Origin of the sequence: Limnothrix sp. FACHB-881 (assembly GCF_014698135.1) — a bacterium.
Taxonomy (GTDB): domain Bacteria; phylum Cyanobacteriota; class Cyanobacteriia; order CACIAM-69d; family CACIAM-69d; genus CACIAM-69d.
In genome coordinates this window covers 14,495-33,391 of the sequence record NZ_JACJSN010000021.1, presented here as the reverse complement: position 1 = coordinate 33,391, position 18,897 = coordinate 14,495, and the positions used below count along the sequence as shown (strand labels likewise).

Annotated in this window: 11 protein-coding genes; 5 read left to right on the top strand and 6 right to left on the bottom strand. The window is 54.8% G+C overall.

Annotation, left to right across the window (positions count from 1 at the left end):
* Nucleotides 1–326: 326 nt before the first annotated feature.
* A complete protein-coding gene (locus H6G52_RS16175) occupies nucleotides 327–2,048 on the top strand; it encodes an iron ABC transporter permease (protein WP_190529640.1) in 1,722 nt (573 codons plus the stop codon).
* Here the strand turns inward: H6G52_RS16175 and H6G52_RS16170 are convergent.
* The 5 genes from H6G52_RS16170 to hpsP all read right to left on the bottom strand — a co-directional run bounded on the left by H6G52_RS16170 (nucleotide 2,041) and on the right by hpsP (nucleotide 10,832).
* Nucleotides 2,041–6,669, bottom strand: a complete 4,629-nt coding sequence (locus tag H6G52_RS16170) for a PAS domain S-box protein (protein WP_190529638.1) — start codon at nucleotides 6,667–6,669, stop codon at nucleotides 2,041–2,043. The genes H6G52_RS16175 and H6G52_RS16170 overlap by 8 nt on opposite strands.
* A 699-nt stretch (nucleotides 6,670–7,368) precedes the next feature.
* The gene (locus tag H6G52_RS18845) at nucleotides 7,369–7,491 is read right to left on the bottom strand and encodes a hypothetical protein (protein WP_255508551.1); all 123 of its coding nucleotides are present in this window, start codon (nucleotides 7,489–7,491) and stop codon (nucleotides 7,369–7,371) included.
* 166 nt (nucleotides 7,492–7,657) lie between these two features.
* On the bottom strand, nucleotides 7,658–8,779 hold the full coding sequence (locus tag H6G52_RS16165) for a glycosyl transferase (protein WP_190529636.1): 1,122 nt from the start codon (nucleotides 8,777–8,779) through the stop codon (nucleotides 7,658–7,660).
* A gap of 30 nt (nucleotides 8,780–8,809) precedes the next feature.
* On the bottom strand, nucleotides 8,810–9,556 hold the full coding sequence (locus tag H6G52_RS16160; protein ID WP_190529634.1) for a dienelactone hydrolase family protein: 747 nt from the start codon (nucleotides 9,554–9,556) through the stop codon (nucleotides 8,810–8,812).
* 109 nt (nucleotides 9,557–9,665) lie between these two features.
* Entirely contained in the window at nucleotides 9,666–10,832 is a 1,167-nt protein-coding gene (gene hpsP / locus H6G52_RS16155) for a hormogonium polysaccharide biosynthesis glycosyltransferase HpsP (protein ID WP_190529670.1), read from the bottom strand.
* Between the two features lie 960 nt (nucleotides 10,833–11,792).
* On the opposite strand from hpsP, the gene H6G52_RS16150 reads away from it, so the two are divergent.
* Together H6G52_RS16150 and ruvB are read left to right on the top strand one after the other, a co-directional pair.
* Nucleotides 11,793–12,332, top strand: a complete 540-nt coding sequence (locus H6G52_RS16150) for a hypothetical protein (RefSeq protein WP_190529632.1) — start codon at nucleotides 11,793–11,795, stop codon at nucleotides 12,330–12,332.
* A gap of 132 nt (nucleotides 12,333–12,464) precedes the next feature.
* Entirely contained in the window at nucleotides 12,465–13,646 is a 1,182-nt protein-coding gene (ruvB, locus tag H6G52_RS16145) for a Holliday junction branch migration DNA helicase RuvB (protein WP_190355053.1), read from the top strand.
* Between the two features lie 197 nt (nucleotides 13,647–13,843).
* Here the strand turns inward: ruvB and H6G52_RS16140 are convergent, their stop codons facing one another.
* The gene (locus H6G52_RS16140; protein ID WP_242026443.1) at nucleotides 13,844–14,377 is read right to left on the bottom strand and encodes a nitrate reductase associated protein; all 534 of its coding nucleotides are present in this window, start codon (nucleotides 14,375–14,377) and stop codon (nucleotides 13,844–13,846) included.
* Between the two features lie 935 nt (nucleotides 14,378–15,312).
* On the opposite strand from H6G52_RS16140, the gene H6G52_RS16135 reads away from it, so the two are divergent.
* Nucleotides 15,313–17,163 (top strand): SLC13 family permease, encoded by a 1,851-nt coding sequence (locus tag H6G52_RS16135; RefSeq protein WP_190529630.1) that lies wholly within the window; start codon nucleotides 15,313–15,315, stop codon nucleotides 17,161–17,163.
* A gap of 145 nt (nucleotides 17,164–17,308) precedes the next feature.
* Nucleotides 17,309–18,367: an ABC transporter substrate-binding protein gene (locus tag H6G52_RS16130; protein ID WP_190355056.1), complete on the top strand. Its 1,059-nt coding sequence runs from the start codon at nucleotides 17,309–17,311 to the stop codon at nucleotides 18,365–18,367.
* The last annotated feature ends 530 nt before the right edge of the window (nucleotides 18,368–18,897 follow it).

The following is an 18,897-nucleotide window of genomic DNA, read 5'->3' as shown; positions in this document are numbered from 1 at the left end:
GCCCATCAGCACAAATTGCCCTCAAGAATATCAGACCTCGGCCAGTGGCCTAGCTGGATCAACTGGCCGGCGATCCCCGCCTAAGCCGGTTCTTCACCATCCGAAAACTCTCATCATCACTAGCTTTTTCCCGATTCTGGTTTGGGGATCGCCGCTTCGGCTGTTCGTCAGCAAATCCTGAACTATCGGAAAAATTTGGTCGATCAATTTGGTCGTAGGGATGGGGTTTCCCCACCCAGCCCCCGTGATCGATGCAACCTAATGCAATTGGCGTGCAATGGTAGGATGGCTTCTGGTTTATTGCAAGTTATTCTCAGGTTTTTGGCATGACCGTCGCCGATCGCCGCTGGCCGCCGCTAAACTTTAATCGCTTCCGTTTGCGCCCCTTCAGCTTCACGGAAGGGTTGTGGATCTGTGCAACGGTGTTGGCGGCGGTGGCGGTGGGCGTGCCGCTCCTGGCCTCAATTGCAGCCGCCCTGAGCGCCAGCGGCCAAACCTGGAACCACCTCACCCGCACTGTGTTGGGGGAATATGTGTCGGCTTCGGTGGGGCTGGCGGTGGGGACGGCGGGCCTGGCGATCGGTCTGGGGGTGGCGACGGCTTGGCTGGTAGTGGCCACTCAGTTTCCCGGGCGGCGATGGTTTGAATGGCTGCTGTTGCTGCCCTTGGCCTTCCCGGCCTATCTGTTGGCCTATGTCTACACGGATTTGCTGGACTTTTATGGGCCCATTCAGTCTTGGGTGCGATCGCTCACGGGCTGGAAATTCGGTGAATATTGGTTCCCTCCGATTCGATCGCTGCCCGGGGCCATTTTGATGATGGGCCTAGTGCTCTATCCCTACGTTTATATGCTGGCGCGGGTAGCCTTTCTGGAGGGAGCAGCCAGCCTGCTGGAGGCGGGCCGCACCTTGGGACTGAATCCCTGGCAGGGGTTTTGGCGGGTGGCTTTGCCCATGGCCCGGCCCGCGATCGCCGGAGGGGCTGCCTTGGTGATGATGGAAGCCCTGGGCGATTACGGCACAGTGGAATTTTTTAGCGTTAACACCTTTGCGGTGGGTATTTATCGAACCTGGTTTGCCATGGGCGATCGCCCGGCGGCCTGTCAACTGTCGGCCCTGCTGTTGGGGGCGGTGTTGTTGTTGGTGTGGGTGGAGCAACGATCGCGCGGTGGGGCTGGCTATCGATCGGGCGGGGCCTATGCGGTGCAAGCACCCTACTCCCTCCGTGGGTTGCGGGCGATCGGGGCCTGGGTAGTTTGTGGGTTGCCGCTGTTTTTGGGCTTTGGGTTGCCGGCCCTGCTGCTGGCCAGCATGGCAATTCGCAATCCCAATAGTCTTCTTGATCCCAGCTTCCTGCTTTACGTGCGCAATACCGCCGTAGTAGCCAGCTTGGCGGCGGTCACGGCGGCGATCATTGCCGGAGCTGCCGTGTATGGGGTGCGAGTGGTTTCGGGGCCCCTGATGCGGTTCCTGCTGAAACTCATGGCGCTGGGCTATGCGATTCCCGGATCCGTGGCCGCCGTGGGCGTTTTGATTTCGGTGGGTTGGGTTGATCAACAGTTGGCGACGCAACCTTTGGCGATCGCCCCGGAAGCGGGAGCCGCATCTTCGGGTTTGTTGCTGAGCGGCACGATCGGGGCCTTGATTTTTGCCTATTGGGTCAGGTTTTTAGCCTTGGCCCTGAACCCGATTGAAGCCAGCCTCGATCGGATTGTGCCCAACCTGGATGGGGCGGCCAGGATTGCCGGATTGTCACCGGGGGCCGTGTTGTGGCGCGTCCATGTGCCCATGCTGCGCGGGGGGCTGTTGACGGCCTTGCTGTTGGTGTTTGTGGATACGGTGAAGGAGTTACCGGCCACGCTGATTGTGCGCCCGTTTAATTTCGACACCCTGGCCGTGCGGGCCTATCAGTTGGCCTCCGATGAACGGATTGTGGATGCGGCGGGGCCCGCTTTGGCGATTGTGGCGGTGGGAATTGTGCCGGTGGCGCTGTTGAGTTGGCAAATTTCCCGATCGCGCCCCCGTCGCCTACCCAGCGAGTTTAGGTAGACTCATTCCACTCGGGCTGTTCGATCGGGATTTCGATCAAGAACTCCGTGCCGCCCCCCTCTGCGGGCCGACAATCAAGGGTTCCGCGATGTTTTTCCACCACAATTTGATAGGAAATGGACAGGCCCAGTCCCGTGCCTTGGCCCACGGGCTTGGTGGTGAAGAACGGATCGAATAGCTTAGAGCGCACTTCATCACTCATGCCGTTGCCATTGTCGGCAATCAGAATCCGCACCTGCTCTCCGGACATCAATTCCGTGGTGATCGTCAGCCTGGGCATCACGATCGAGGTTGCAATGGGGCGATCCTCAAGGTTGTCAGTGATCCAAACCTTGCTGTTGTTGCCGCTGCCGGCCACGAGAGAGGCTTCTTCCACCTGGGCCGATCGCAAGGCTTGGGCTCGCAAATTGCGCGATCGCCCGTAACGGTCTTCCAAGGCATCGATCGCATTGCTAATCACATTCATGAACACCTGGTTCAATTGCCCCGCGTAGCAAACCACCAGGGGCAAATCACCATAGTGTTTTTCCACTTCAATTCCAGGGAAATTGCTATTGGCTTTGAAGCGATGTTGCAAAATCAGCAGCGTATTTTCGATGCCCTCGTGGATGTTCACCGGCTTCATTTCCGCCTGATCCAATCGTGAGAAATTCCGCAAGGAAGCGACAATTTGCCGAATTCGTTCCGCTCCTAACTGCATTGATTGCAGGGTTTTGGGCAAATCATCACAGAGGAAATCCACATCAATGTCCCGCGAGAAATTGGCCACCGCTTCCGTCGGCACAGGATAGCTATCCCGGTAGTGCTGAATGAGCGAGAGCAACTCTTGCGTGTAACGGCGGGCATAGGTCAGGTTGCCATGGATGAAGGTGGTGGGGTTATTGATTTCATGGGCAATCCCGGCCACCATTTGCCCCAGGCTGGACATTTTTTCGTTCTGAATGAGCTGAGTTTGGGCGGTTTTCAGCTCTTGGAGGGCGGTGCTGAGGCGTTTGGCTTGATCTTGGGCCTGCACAGCGGTGACCTGGGCCTTGGCATAGAGTTCCGCTTGGTCGATCGCGGTGGATAGCTGGTCGGTCACAGCCCGCAACAGCTCCACTTCCCGCTCACTCCAGGTGCGCACCTGGGCACTTTGGCCGCATTCAATCACCCCGATCGCCCCGGAACGGGTCTGCACCGGCAAGGCCAGCAGGGAACGATAGCCCCGATCTTCCATCATTTGCCGTAGGGTGGGATTATCTAACCGCGACACGTCATCGGCCCGCACACATTTGCTCCACATCAACTGCTGAAGGAAGTAGCTGGCGTGGATATGGTGATAGGGGCCGAGGGCGCTGGGCACGGCTGGGGTACGGGACTCGTTCACCACATCCCAAGCCGGAATGCCGCCGCCTGCATCGGTGATATACCAAGCGAAAAGACAGCGATCGGTATCCAACAGGTTACGGATGCCTTGGACGGCCGATTCCAGCACCGTATCCAAATCCAGGGAGTTGCGAATTTGGGCCGCCAACTGAAACAACAGGGCCTCGCGGCGGGTGGTCAGTTCCTGGCGGGCTTGGGCGCGGTCAATCCCCACGGCGATCGCGCTGGCCAACCAACCTAAGGCATCCTGCACTGCTTCTGCGAAGGGTTCCACACGATAGAGCGCCAACGCACCCACCAGCCGATCCTCCACCACCAGCGGGAAGCCTGCAAAATGTACTTCTGTGCGGGATCTGCCTTGATGGGGAATCAGGGCGCATTCACTGCGGAATAGGGGATTGCGCGATCGAGCCACGGCCGCCACCGTGGACAGCTCCGGAGTACTCAGGCTGATTTTGTCTCGCAGGGCATCATCAAGCAGGGGGATATCCAGGTGCAGCGCATTGTTGGTGTTGCGGTTGACCTGGGCTTGCAGGGTCAAGTAGGTGGGATCTAAGTCCACCGTCCAAACGCGGGCCAGGTTGCAATCCAGTTGCCCGGCCATCATTTCGGCGCAGGTTTGCAAAATTTCCGAGAGTTCGCCCCGTTGACAAAGGGCCACGCCCACTTCCGCTTCCAGAATCGAAAGGCGTGATCGCTCCATCAGGGTTTCCTGGGCCCGCTTGCGATCGGTGATGTCCTCAACCGTCCCTTCATAACAAACCAGCCGCCCGGCATCATCGAGCAGGGCGGAAGCATTTTCCGAAATCCAAATATGTTGCCCATCCGCTCGGTACACTTCCGATTCAAACCCGGAAACGCTGCCGCTGGCCTCCAGCATGTTCAGCAGTTCCCGTGCCCGATCGATCTGGACGTAGGGCGGCCCACCCATGCGATCGAACGCTTCGATCAGCGCGGTTGGTGACTCATAGCCATAGAGGCGAGCCATGGCCGGGTTTGCGCTCAAGTAGCGACCATCGGGCAGGGCTTGGTAAATGCCCTCGATCGCGTTTTCAAAAATGCTGCGGAACCGTTCTTCGGCTTCGCGCACGGCCCGTTCTGCTTCCTTGCGTTCGGTGATGTCGATCCCCAGCACAAAGGCCGCTTGGTCGTTGTTGTATTTTTGGGCCACCACCAAATAGCTTTCGATGCGATCGCCCACCGGTCGCGACACTTCGCGCGTGGCCTCTTGGATCGGAGAAGCAAAAAATTCCGCCACAAATTCCCGAAATTCTTGGCCATAGCCCAAAAAGCCGATGTCTTGGCCAATAAATTCTTCCGGGGCGCGGCCAAAGCTTTCGGCCAAGTGGTGGTTCACTTCCAGGTAACGCAAGTCGCGGCCCACCCGCGACACCGTGCCGGGCACAGCGGCCAAAATCGCTTCCAGTCGATCCTTCAGGGTGCGTAGGCTGGCTTCCGATCGGCGGCGCTCTGTGATGTCTTCAACTGTGCCTTCGTAATAGAGCAATTCGCCGTCTTCGTCGTAAACCGCCCGGGCCGATTCGGAAATCCAAATCCGGCGGCCATCGGCCCGGTAAACTTCCGACTCAAAATTGGCAAGGGATCCCTTTTGGCGAATTTGCTCAACAAATTCCTTGCGGCGATTGGGGTTGACGTAGAGATTTTGGGTGGCATTCAGGGCCAGCAGCAGCACATCGGGCCCGCTATAGCCATAGATGCGGGCCAAGGCCGGGTTTGCGCTCAGGTAGCGACCATCGGGGGTGGTTTGGAAAATGCCCTCGATCGCGTTTTCAAAGATGCTGCGGTATTGGGCTTCGGCGGCGCAAACGGCCGACTGAGACACTTGCAGGCGATCGAGCGTGGCGTTCAGAATGGCCGCCAACTCCGACAATTCATCGGTTCCGGGCATCACCTCCACCCGCTGAGTCGGGTTGCCGCTGGTGCCGATCGCGCTGACCTGTTCACTCAGCCGCATCAACCGCGCCAACACCAAGCGCTCCAGCAGCAGCAGGGTAATGGCCCCAAAAATTAAGCCCCCCAACACCAACAGTACCAGCGTGTAGCGGAGGCTAATTAGCCCTCGGTTATAGATGGCGCGATCGAGTTCAACCCGCACTAACCAAGCCGGTTGCCCATACAAATCGTCCAACAGGGCATAGCTGGCCAGGCGATTATCGGAAAGGGTTTCGATCGCCACCGTTTCCGTACCCAACAGCAGGGCCTTCACCGCTCGGTGGCGCAAGACCTCCGGCCCCTCAGCTCTCGAGTTCGATCGGGAATCGTCGATGGCCGGGGGCATTGTCGCGGCGGAAATTCTGGCAACTTTGGGCGACTGAGGCGATTGGGGTTGGGTAGATTCGGGTTGAACGGATTCTGGGGGCGTAGCACTCAGCCGGGTTGATTGCGGTTGAGTCTGTTCAGTGGGCTGAGCCAGCGCTGATGATTTCGATCGCTCAGGCTCCGATCGTTCAGGTTTCGATCGCTCAGGTATTGACGGTATTGACGTAGCCGGTTTTGGTGCGGATTGCTGCGGTGTTGATTGTTGTGCTGTGGACTGTTGCGGTGCTGGCGTGATGTCAGGAGCCGATCGCGCAACGAGGGGCAACTTGGCAAGGGCTGAAGGTAGCAAAGACCGACGGACAGAACTGGCCGGGAGCTTGGCCCAAGCACTCGATGGTTGCACAATCCCATGCAAACTTTGCAGGCTCAGGTTGAGTTGCGTTAAGCGGCTGACCCGTTCAATTTCCGGCCCAGCTAGAAACCGCCCCAGCAACAAGGTTCCGCGAATCGGCCCCTCTGCCTCGCTGGTGACGATCGGGCGGGCCGCCACCATCATCGGCCCCTCGGGCAATTGCAGCAGGCCATGAACGGCGCTGGTGGTTGATGAGTGGGTGAGCAGTGGGCTGCCCGGTTGCAAGTGTTCCCAAAGGCTGCGGGGAATCGGCACGCGCTGCCGACTTTCCAGGTTGTAGCCCTGTTGCAGGAGGGGCTTCCCCGATCGATCCAGCAAAATCAGAGCATTCAGCCGCAAATAGTCGAAGGTGCGATCGACAAAGTTCGATCGCTCATAGGCAGGATCATGGGTTTCCACAAAACTGTAGGTGGTGTCCCATTCGGAATAGTCCCGCGCCGTCGCATCCAGATCCGTGGCGTTGTCCATCACGACGCTGATGGCCCGCTGCACATCGCGCTCCACCTCACGCCGCTCAAGCTGGCTATAGCCATCCAGCAGGAGATTGGAGGATGTTGTGAACATCACCAAGTTTAAGCAGAGCAGCGCTAGTCCAACAATGACCAGCGTTTTGAGCCGTAATTTCAAATTTGCTACCTCCTACTCAAACCCCTGGATGCGTCCCTGAATGACCGGCCCGAATTTGGGTTTGGGTCTTGGCCGCGATCGGGCGATGTGTCTCTGTGCCTTGATGGGAACCGCCACAGATTGTTCGTTGCAGATTGTCCGCTGGAAACCATCCGTCGCTGACTGTCGATCGCACACTATCTATCGCAGGCTACCCATTGAAAACCGTCTATTGCAGACTGTCTATCGCAGGCTACCCATCTCAGACCAGCCATCACAGACAAATCATTGACGAGCTGCCTCGCGCTGGCCGACTCGGCTGGGCAGTGTCTGAATGATGGTGACCCATGGGGGCTGCCGTTTCTTGTTTCAGCGATCGCAGCCCAAAGTCGGGACTGAAATCGAGTAGCGCCCTATTCCCTATTCTGGATCGAATTGATCAAATCTTAAGGAGATTGGATCCCAGCCGGGGCCACCCTGAGTCTAAATAACCGCCTAATCGCACCCTAACAAATCCCTGACGAAGCGTTTTGGTTAAATGAGGCTCGTCTGCGATTTTGATGCACCGATGGGATGGGCCTTGGGGGGTAGCACCCCAGAGCTGTCGAGCTGCCAACTCCAATGGTTAGCCTAATCCAATCGTCGAACAGCCGTTGGTCATTCTAGCGATTTGTGGATGGGCACGTTGTCGTAAAACAAACAGGTTGAGGAGTTCAAGTCGGGAATTCCAGGGTGGGAATTGGGAATGTGGGGCGATCGTTGTTGTGGAGCTTGCCGCATCCCTCTAGACCTCAAGCCTTTACTAGTAGCGTGGCTGCCTTAATTCGCTGAGTTAAATTACATGGCTGTTATCGCCACCAAACCGTTAGGCAGCAAGGGGCTTAAGCCCCTTGTTACCACGACTGGCTCCGCAACTTTGACCCAATATATTAAGCCTGTCATGCTACTAGGTTTCAAGGACTGCGCTAATTGCCTGGGCGATGGTTTCATTGCCATCCAAGGTAAACCGCTGGCCGGGCTGGGAAGGTGTGGGTGCTGCTTGTAGAAAAGACCAATCTCCCTCAAAAAATTCGGTCGGTTGCAAAATTTGGTGGGAGGTTTGGGCTTGAATTTGGTCTAACAAGATGGGGGCTTCGGCAAATCCATCGCGGGTGAGGGTAGCCACGGTTGGGCCTGTGCGGCAGGCTTCGGCAAAGGTTCCGTAGCCGGGTTTGGAAACGATGCGCCCACAAAGGGGCATAAAGTCCACGGGCCGAAAGGGGCGATCGCTCGCGTGGTGTTCGATCGGGTCGAGCACTTGGTATAGGTTGGGCAAGTCCGGGGCCGATCGGTCAAAGGTGATGAAAAGCCAGTCGGGAAATTGCCGCAGCCGTTCGTAGGGAATTTGTTGCAATCCCAGACCGCCAAAGGTGAGCAAAACGGTGCGATCGCGCGGGATATCTGGTAAACCCAACTTATCGCGCAATTCCGCCGCGCCGTAGCGGGGTGTGCCGCCCGTTAAGCCCACATCGGTTTGTTGAGGAAAGCTGGCCATGGGTTCGTGAAAAGGCAACCGAAAGAGGCGATCGCACCGACGAAAGCGATCGGCAATCCAGTCCGCCTCTTGCTCAAATTCGCCACCCCAATCTCGGTAAATGAAATCCCAGCCGAAGTTACCGACCGCCCAGCAGGGTAGACCTGCCGCTTGGGCAATGTCGATCGCAAGGGGGGGTAAGTCGGCCAAAACCAGAGCCACGCGCCCATTTTTGACGGACATTTGCCGAATGAAGTCCACCTCTGCCGCCACAATGGCCGCCGCCCGCGATCGCAGAGCCTGGAGTTGCTCCAGAGTCGTTTGCCGATCAATTTGCAAACTATCTTGCTGCACCACACCCACATCCAGCGCCCTGGGCCGGTAAAGAAATTCACCACTGATGTAAGACCCGAGCAGCCAGCGGGGGGCGGTGGTGACCAAAATCGGCAACAGATCGGGCCGCAGCCGTTGCAGGGTATCAACTAGGGCAGCCGCTCGGGTGGCATGGCCAAATCCATGGGCAGTAATGGCAACGTAAAGAATGGGACGGGTCATGCGGCTGGGGGGTGGGCCATGGAATCCGGTCTAGAGGTCTTGAAACAGGGTTTGTACCTTTTTCCAGGCATCGGCGGCGGCCGCTGGATGGTAGCTCGATCGACGATCGCAGAAGAATCCATGGTCTGCATCGCGGTAACGGAAGATGCGGAAGTTGCGCCCGTGGGTCACGAGGGCCGCCTCTAGGCGATCGAGCTGGTCAATGGGAATCAGCGGATCGGCCAGTCCTGCGAAAAACCAGAGCTTACCGTGAATTTGGGAAGTGCGGGTGACGGTTGGCTCGCCGCCCCCGGGACAAAAAGTGGTGATCCCTGCGCCATAGAACGCAGCGGTGACGGCGACTTGGGGCAGAGTGGCGGCCAAATAGGCCACATGGCCCCCAAAACAAAAACCGATGCAGCCCACGGCTCCGGCTTTAGCGTTGGGTTGTTTTTGGGCAAAGGCGATCGCGGCTTGGATATCCGCCAGCAGTTGATCCGCCTTGGTTAAGTCCTTGTGTTGTCGGCCGAGGGCTAGCTCTTCGGCGCTGTAGCCCACAGCAAAGCCCGGAGCGGTGCGCTGAAAGAGGGCGGGGGCGATCGCCACATAACCACATCCTGCCAGGCGATCGCACAGATCTCGAATGTGGTCATTCACCCCAAACACTTCTTGAAGAACCACGATCACCGGATAGGAACCGGCGGCCCGAGGGCGTGCCAGGTAGCCCTGGAGGTCAACCCCTAAGCCAGGCTCCCGGGCGGGAATGATAGTGACTTCGCGGCAAATTTCAAGAACCATAGGCACAACCTGGCAACGCAGTCATTACATCGCCGCGATCGTTTGCAATTGTGACTGCGATCATCGATGCGATGAACTTCTGCGAACTTCCGTAAACTTCCGTTTCAGTCTACCGGGTTCGGCGAATTTCGCCGTAGGCGGCGATTAACTGCTGAGCAATGGCTGACCAACTGTAGCGATCGCCCGCACAGCGTCGGGCGTTGTGGCCTCGCTGTTGCCGTTCGGTGGGTTGGGTCAAAGCCTCGCGCACGGCCCCGGCAAAGGAAGATACGTCGCAAGTGCAAACCCAGCCCGATCGGGTATCGGCCACATCGGGCCAGATATGTACCTGATCGGAAATCACCACCGGCACTCCGGCGGCCATCGCTTCGGCCACCGCAATTCCGAAGTTTTCATAGTATGACGGCAACACAAACAAATCGGCTTGGGCTAGGAGCGATCGCTTCTGTTCCCCGGTCACGAAGCCCACAATTTCCGTGCGATCGCTCAGGTGTGATCGGTTCAAATAGTCCGAAATGGACTGTTCATAGTCTGGATCCTGCACATTGGCCCCCGCCAACACAAACCGAAAGGGCAGCCCCGACACGGCCAACGTTTCCAGTGCGGGAATCACAATATCCAATCCTTTTTTGCGATCGAGCCGTGACATAAACAGCACCATCGGCCCCGCCTCCTTAGAGGATTGCGCCATGGGTTGTTCACGGAGCGGCGGCAACGGAACCCCCAAGGGAATGACCCAATCGCGGGAAATGGCCCCAAACCGCTCAGAAATTTTGCACTCCTCCGCACTGGTGAAGTGAACAGCGGCGGCCTTGGCTAAATTTCGCCGCTCCAGCAGCCGCCCATACCACCATTTCAACCTGGCCTTTTTCCGCAGGTCCAGCGGATCCAGCGTGCCCAGGGGCCGCAGCACGTAGGGCAACTTGCGCCACCGACAGACGATCGCTGCCATGGTGCTGATGGGCGAAAACAGGGCATGGATGTGGGCCACGTCGTATTCCGGTGCGTGCCGCCAGAGCCACCACAACAGCCCGATCGAGAACTTATAGCGTCGCCAGGGGGCACAGCGAAAGTAATAGATTTTGTAGTCCTTTTCCGGCACAGGCTGGGCGATCGGCACATCCAACGGAGCCTGCCCCGCATCCCCATTGCTATCGGTGGTTAGCAGCGTCACCTGCGCCCCCGCCGCGCCCAGGGCCTGGCTTAGCCCCAACACCATCTGGCTCGGCCCGCCATAGACCAAGGACACGGATGGCACAATTTGCAACAGGCGCAAGGGGCGTGATTCGGTCATGAGAGGCGGACTCCAGCAAGAGGCGATTAGAGCGGGGGGATGAATGCGATCGCCGGGGGCGCACGGCCTGGGTGCGTCGGGCCCGTGGATTAACGATCCCGAATGATCCCGATCGAAGGGGGCATCTGAATCATGATGATCTCAATCATTCATCCAGTTCTTTACCCCTGTTCAGCACCCGTTTTCAGCAAGATTGGCCAAAACCGGGTTTTCCAACCCTAGCCTACCGAAGTCCAACCGGGGGCGGGCAATGGCAATCGGCCGTCCAGACCCATGATCGTGTTGCGGTTCTTAATCAGTCATTGATGCCGACGTTGACACTGACATCGATATTGACATTGATATTGATATTGATGCCGAAAATACCCCACAGTCTATTCAATTGCCGCTTGGTGTTCGATGAATTTGATGGCAATCAGACCTATTTCAACCCCATTCGTAGCCTAGATAACTGATCTAAACTATGTTTAATGACATCTTCGTCAAGATTCTCTAAAAGTCAGCGATTCAGACCAGTTTCCATGACTCAGTTTTCATGACTCAGTTGCCGATGCTAACGGCACAATTCGCCCACAGGATGGGTGTGCGCCAAGGGCAAGGCTGACCCCCCCTGAAGACTGCTGATCTTGGCTTCCTTGACCCGCTTCGATCGCCCCTGGGTCATCCTGGACAGTCGGTGAGCAGGAGTTTTTACTCACCAGTTTCTTAAAAAATGCTGCGTAATAAGACCGAATATGCTGACAAAGTTACCTTCGTTGATGTAACACTTTGAGTCAGCATGATGATACAGGCGAAATAACGAGCGATTTCCCCCATCATTTCGCTGCAATTCAGCAAAGATTACTAAGTAAAAATACACATTGCCCATTCTGAAAGGGGCGTTTTGATTCTGATTCTGTTGATCATGCGGGCTAGCTGGCAAGTTATTTTGAGGCGTAAGCCATGTCTCTTGGTTTTTTGGTGCCGACTTTGATCTGTGTGGCTGCGGTTTATCTGGCTCCACGATGGCAGGATGAACCGTCGCTGATTCTGAACGGTGTGGCGATTTTGAGCTTTCTGGTGGCCTTGGTTTTGGCTCCCTGGGAAGTTCAGGTGTTGCTGTTGCTGTCGGTGTGGTGGGTGGCGCGGTACGGTCTGCGGTCTCCGGAGCCGGTGGAGGTGCTGGAGTCGGCGGCCTTGGGCGATCGGGCGGAGTTGGCGGATTCGTCGGTGGCGGTTGATGAGGCGGAATTAACGGCGGTTAATACGTCGAATGCGGCGGCCCATGCAGCGAATGATTCGATTTTGGGGCATCCCCATTTGGCGGTGACCGATCGGGTATATCGCGGGGTAATTTGGCATATGCCCGATCGTGGGGGGCTGAAAATGCCGAAAAAGCGGCAGGAAGTCACTTCCGAAACCACCGAAGCCCCAGAGGTTGAAGCAGCTAACCAAACGATCGAGCTGAAATATCGCGGGGCCACGTTCCGCCGTAAGGTCTGACCCAAGGTTTAACTCAAGACCTAACCCAAGGCCTAACTGCTGCTGGACTCAAGCTGGCGGTTCCCCTCAAATTCCGCTGAGGTTTGCCATTTCGATTTTGGCCGAGCGGATGCCATTGCTAATATCAACGGCATGGCGATTATTTCTTCCAAGTCAACCGGCGGCGGCAATCCTGATCCCCAGCCTCCCCGCAAGCCAGCTAGGCGATCGAACTCACCGCGATCGTCCGTTCCGTCGTCGCTGCTAGATCCGGTGGCCACGCCTGAGGAAGCTCACCAAGATGCGGCCAAGCCCGCTCACCAGTCTCCCCAGGGCGATCGTCCCGATGAGCGTGTGCGCCCCCAACGGCTGGCGGACTATGTGGGGCAGCAAGATTTAAAAGACGTGCTGACCATTGCGATTCAAGCGGCCCAGGGTCGCCGGGAGCCGCTGGATCACCTGTTGCTCTATGGGCCGCCAGGCTTGGGCAAAACCACCATGGCCTTGATTCTGGCCGGCGAGATGGGTGTGTCTTGCAAAATTACGACCGCACCGGCTCTGGAGCGCCCTCGGGATATTGCCGGGCTGCTGGTGAATTTGCAGCCGGGAGATTTGTTGTTTGTGGATGAAATCCACCGATTACCCCGGGTCACTGAAGAAATTTTGTATCCAGCAATGGAGGATTTTCGGCTGGATGTGACGGTGGGTAAGGGCCAGAGCGCCCGCACCCGATCGATCCCGTTGCCCAAGTTCACCCTGGTGGGTGCAACAACCCAGGTGGGGGCCCTCAGTTCGCCCCTGCGCGATCGCTTTGGCCTGATTCAACGGCTGCGGTTCTATGAACCCGAGGAGCTGGCCCGGATTGTGTTGCGGACGGCGACGATTTTGCAGGTGGCGATCGAGCCGGACGGGGCCGCAGAAATTGCCCGGCGATCGCGCGGGACACCCCGGATTGCTAACCGCCTGTTGCGGCGGGTGCGGGACTATGCGCAAGTGAAAGGGGCGGAAACTCAGGGTAAAACAACCATTGACGGGGCGATCGCGGCGGCGGCCTTAGAACTGTTCAATGTGGATCCTCGGGGGCTGGATTGGACCGATCGCCGACTCCTGAGCGCCATTATTGAGCAGTTCAACGGCGGCCCCGTGGGTCTGGAAACCTTGGCAGCCGCCACCGGGGAAGATGCCCAGACAATCGAAGAGGTCTATGAACCTTACCTGATGCAGATTGGCTACCTTCAGCGCACCCCTCGCGGCCGCGTGGCTACCCCCGCCGCTTGGCAACACCTGGGCTACTCTAAATTTCTCCCCGCGTCTCTTGACTCTCTAGTGGACTAGAGAATAGAAAATGGGTTTGCTGCCCAGCCCTAGATCCCAAGATCCTGTCAGTACAATCTTGTGGGCAGCTTTTTTCAGTCTTTTTGATCGTTTCGATCGGCCAGCTCCCAACGCCTCAGGTAAACCCCCTTGGCAGCCCCGGCTGATCGCAGGCGTAATCGCATCCTCAAAACGCCCCACCGCAGTGCTGGCAACCGTTAGGGGTTCAGGAGGCCAAATTCTTGAACCGCTGGCAAAAAGTTGCGGTTTTCGTGGCCGGGCTGGCTGAGTTTAATGAGCGCAAATCGCTGCAATTCACTGAGCGATCGCCACTGTTGATGACTCACTGTGACTCCAACCCGCGCTGCTTGCGCTGCGACTGAATCGGGCAAGTCGGCACTCAGCCAAGGAAACGGGTTTTCCAGGGGCAAATCTTTGGGAATTTCACCCGATCGCGCTGCCACCAACTCGCGCAATTCCTGGCGATAGGTTTTTTGCTCGAGCAAGGTGTCGCAAGGAGCCAAAACTAACCGCAAGCGATCGGCCTCAGACAGTTGGTTCCAGTGGTGCAGTTTGAGCTTAATGCCGACTCGATCGAGCCGGTAGCGAACCACCATGGGGATGCACCGTAACCCAGTGATGAACTCTTGCTCAAACTGGAAAAAAGGTGAGGCTTCCGAAACGATTGTTGGGCGATCGGCCATTGTGGGTGAATTGGTTGCTGAATGTTTCGTGACTGACTCAAAACCCATAGGAACCCTGAATACTCTGTTCTTGATGTTCTCAAGATAGTTCTGACCCATGGAATCATAAATTGCAGCTTGCTATTTTCGACGATCTTTCTCTGAAATTTCTGACCAGGGACTGCAATTTCAGGCTTGTCTGGATTTAATCAACGATTGGTGATGGCTGCGAAGTTTTGCGCTAGCATTGCCTTAACCAATTATTAACCAATCTCAAGGGATCACCAAAGATGCTCCTGAAAAACCAAGTCCAAGGTGCAATAATTCACCAGGGCTGCCAACCTGAGACTTGAATTTCTTGGGACTTTCAGCCAGTTCCTAAACATCCTGATCCATTTTGACGATGATTAAGCAACCCGATCGCCCCCGCGATCGAGCCAATTCATCAACTCACCCCTGTCAAATATTTGTCAAAACAGTGGCTTTAGGGAAAACACAGAGAAGCCTGTATTAAATCATTCCTGATCCGTAGTCAAAACCACGGACTCAACCGATGAACTCCGCGCTCTGTGTTTATTTTGACCGGGTTGAATTGATGGCTGTTGTATGAATGACCAGGCGATCGTGGCTTGGCTCAGGCCTACTCCGCTGATCGTCGAGAGTCATTCCCTGACGCTGTTCTCAACAATCAAGACAACCTTAAAATTAGCCACCAATCAATCTGGCAACAATAGTTATTGGTACAACTATTGGCGTTGAATCATAACTTTCAAGATAGTGATGCTCAACAGGATTGCGAGGGCCGTTACCTTTGGCAGCAAACTTTTAGAAATGAAATTGAACTACAAACCAATGGTTTATTCAATTGGCTGATTCAATTTCCTCAATAGCTGGCAAGTTGCCTGGAAGATAGAATTAAATCTGTATCCCAAAGCAATTGATTAACCTGCCTTTTTTTAATAGGTCAGACCTACAATTGAAATTCCAGATCAGGACATCAACATATGGCGATCGATCTTAAGCAAATGGCGCAGGAGTTGCGACGTGCTCCTATTCTTTCTGACTGTTCTGTACAAGAACTGGCGAGAGTTGTGCCCTATGCGGTCGAGCATTTTTTGGAAAATGGTCAAGCCCTATTCCAGTCAGGCAACCCTGCCTTAACCCTCTATTTTGTGCGCCGGGGCAAAGTGCAGCTTTGGGCTGGAGGGCGTGTCATTGCGGAGGTGGAGCATGGTTTTGTGGGCGAAGAGGCGGCCGTTTCCTCTGACTACTACATGGCCGACGCGATCGCGGTTGACAACACGGAAGTGATCGCCTTGCCCCGCGAGGCTATTACCAAAGTGGCCGGTGCTGGCACTCCAACCATCGATCGATTCTACGCTTCCCTGCTCAGTCATTACAGCGGACAGCCTAACCGAAAACTGGAGAGTCGATCGCCCATCAGTCAGCTCAAGCGCAATGATTGGGTTCAGTCCTGTGGTTGGATTTTGTCAGTGGTGATCCCCGGTATTTTGTACTTGATTTTGAGGGAAACTGCGGAATTTGACTGGAATTCTCAAATGTTTTTGATCGTACTCACATCCACCATTGTGATGTGGGTTTTTGGGATGGTTCCTGAATTTATTCCTGGTCTTTTTTGCATTCTGTCATTGCTAATTTTAGACATTGCTCCCAGTGAAGTTATTCTTTCTGGCTTTGCATCGGGCAGCTTTTTTATGGCGCTCAGCCTCTTTGGATTGGGAGCTGTTTTGATGGGATCAGGATTAACCTATCGCCTAGTTTTATGGCTCTCTCGATTCATTCCTAAAACAGAAAGCTGGTACGCGACCGCTTTATTTTTAACCGGATTGGCAATGACCCCCATTTTGCCCTCGGCTAATGGTCGAATTGGTCTGCTGTCACCGATTTTGACAGATACCATTGATGCCACAGGAGTCAAACCAGGTGGCAAAGCTGCCAGCCATCTCGCCTTTGCTGCTTTTAGCGGTGCTAGCCTGCTTTCCCATGTTTTTCTAAGCAGTAAGTCGGCTAATTTTGTAGTCTATGGCCTCTTGCCTTTGCAGGTTCAACAACAATTTAGTTGGGTTTATTGGTTGCAGGCGAGTTTGGTGGTGGGGATCGTGACCCTAGTGCTGTATTTTATCTCCACAAAATTCCTGTTTAGTAATAATCAAGCCTTTGAAATTTCCCAACAACAGGTGGAAGCTCAGGTGGAAACCCTAGGGCCCTTAAGCAGCCAGGAGTGGATTTCGCTGGTCAGCACGATCGTGTTGTTGCTGGGAATTGTCACCGCATCCATTCACAAAATCCAATTGCCCTGGATTGGTTTGGGGGTTCTATTTCTGGTGCTATCGCTGGGGATTCTGAAAAAAAATGAATTTCGCACCCAAATCGATTGGCCATTTTTAATCCTATTAGGCAGCTTGGTCGGAATTGCAGAAGCCATGTCCTACTTAGGTCTCGACACCCACTTTGGTGGGTATCTGACTTGGCTCAGCGATTCTATGAAGTCCAACTTTCCCCTTTTTATCTTTTTATTGAGCCTGACAATTTTGGCTGTGCGGTTTGTGATCCCCAACACGACGGCCGTGGCAATTTTTGCCACAATATTAATCCCGATGGCAGAAAGCAACGGGGTAAATCCTTGGATTGTGGGAGCGATTATCCTAAATATCAGTGATGCCTGGTTTTTTCCTTACCAATGTTCCTACTACCTACAATTTCAGGAGCTATTGGACAAACAGCAACTTTTTAATGAGCGTTTAATTTTACGCGGCAATTTCCTGGCAACGCTGATTCGCTTCTTTTCAATCTATTTATCATTGGGATACTTCCGAACCCTTGGAATTCTCTAAATCGTTGTTGAAGACCATGAAATCAACTTTGAGAGTCTCCTAAACGAGCATTCATCTCCTTGTGCTCAAATCTTTGTGCTCAAATCTTTGCGCTCAAAGTGATGACAGTTTAAGGCCGACCCACTTCTCCACTCATTCTCTAGCCATGTCACGATTTACCTGGAAGCTTTCTAACGTTAACCGCTGGGGCAAGCAGCTTCAAAAATTGCCCATTATTTTCTTTTTGATTTGCGCCTTGGTGTTCTTTGCCTTCAGCAATTCCAGTAAGCCGCGTGTATTAGTGCTGAGCAGCTATGCCACAGACTTTGCCTGGACGAAGGACATTAATGTGGGGCTAAGCTGGACTCTGGATAAGAAGCCTTACTCGATTCAGTATCACTACATGGATACGAAGCGGAATCCTGGTGCGGCTTACAAGGAGAAGGCAGGGCAATTGGCTCGGCGGCTCATTGAGCGCTGGGAACCAAATGTGATTATTTCGATCGATGATAATGCTCAAGAGTTTGTCGCCAAGTATTTCAATAATCACCCCAAGATTGATATTGTCTACAGCGGGGTGAATGCGGAAGCCAGCGCCTACGGATTTGACAAAGCCAGCAATGTGACGGGCATTTTGGAGCGGATTCCCTTCCTTTCCTTGAAAGAGATTTTTCTGCAAATTTTGCCACCCGATCGCCGTCGCATTGTTCACTATTCCGATGACTCGGAAACATCGGAAGCCATTCACCAAGAAATGGCAGATTTTGACTGGCGACCGATCGACCTGATCGAACACCGAAAAGTGGCTACCTTTGAAGAGTGGAAGCAATTTATCAAGAATTCCGGCAAAATTGCTGACTTTTTGCTGATCACGCACTATCACACGCTGCGTCGCTCCAGTACCGATGATACGGTGGTGTCGCCGAAGGAAGTGATGAAGTGGACGATCGAGAACTCACCAATTCCTGATATCGGATGTTGGGGATTTTATGTGGATGATGGCGGCATGTTGGCGGTTGGGATTTCGCCCTATGAGATGGGAGAAGTGGCCGGCAAAATGACAACGGAAATCTTGGAAAATCATCGTCGTCCCAGCGAAATTCCCACCACGAAAAGCCAGAATTTTGTGATGTATATGCGGGAGTCGCGGCTCAAGCAATATGGCGTTGATCTCCCCAAGGTGTATAAGGACTTCGCCCACGCCACCAACCACTACTACCAATAGGCTGGCTGAGTCATTGGGGGCTTGAGCAATCAGGAAATTCAGTTGGGGTTTAGGGGAGCCGAGTCACGGCCCCTGAACCCCTTTAATTTTGTAATTTTGGGTTGTAATTTTGGGTGTTTTGTCGAATCTTGGGCAGGTATTTAGGCTGGCGATGTGGGCCGACAGAGAACCTGCTCAGGTTCTGGCAGCGGGTTCTTGTTCGGTTTGCTGGGTTAGCTCGACTGACTGGGTTGTGTTCAGTTGCGTTCAGTTGTGCTCAGACCTGCCCACGCTAATGGTGTGACCTATTCAGGGCGGCCCATTCAGGGCGGTCAGCGAGGAATTTATGTTCAATCGCAGGGGGTTCTACGTAGAAGGTTGGTGATTAATTTTACTTTGATTAATCTGCTTGGCTTTGCCCTTCTTGAGCGGCAATGGCTTAGCCAGGATATGTTGAGGGCACTCTTTTGAATACCAATCTTGAAATCTCAAGCTTAATGTCAGTGTAATTTTATGCGCTTGGGTCAAGATCTTTCAGCCTGAGACTAGGT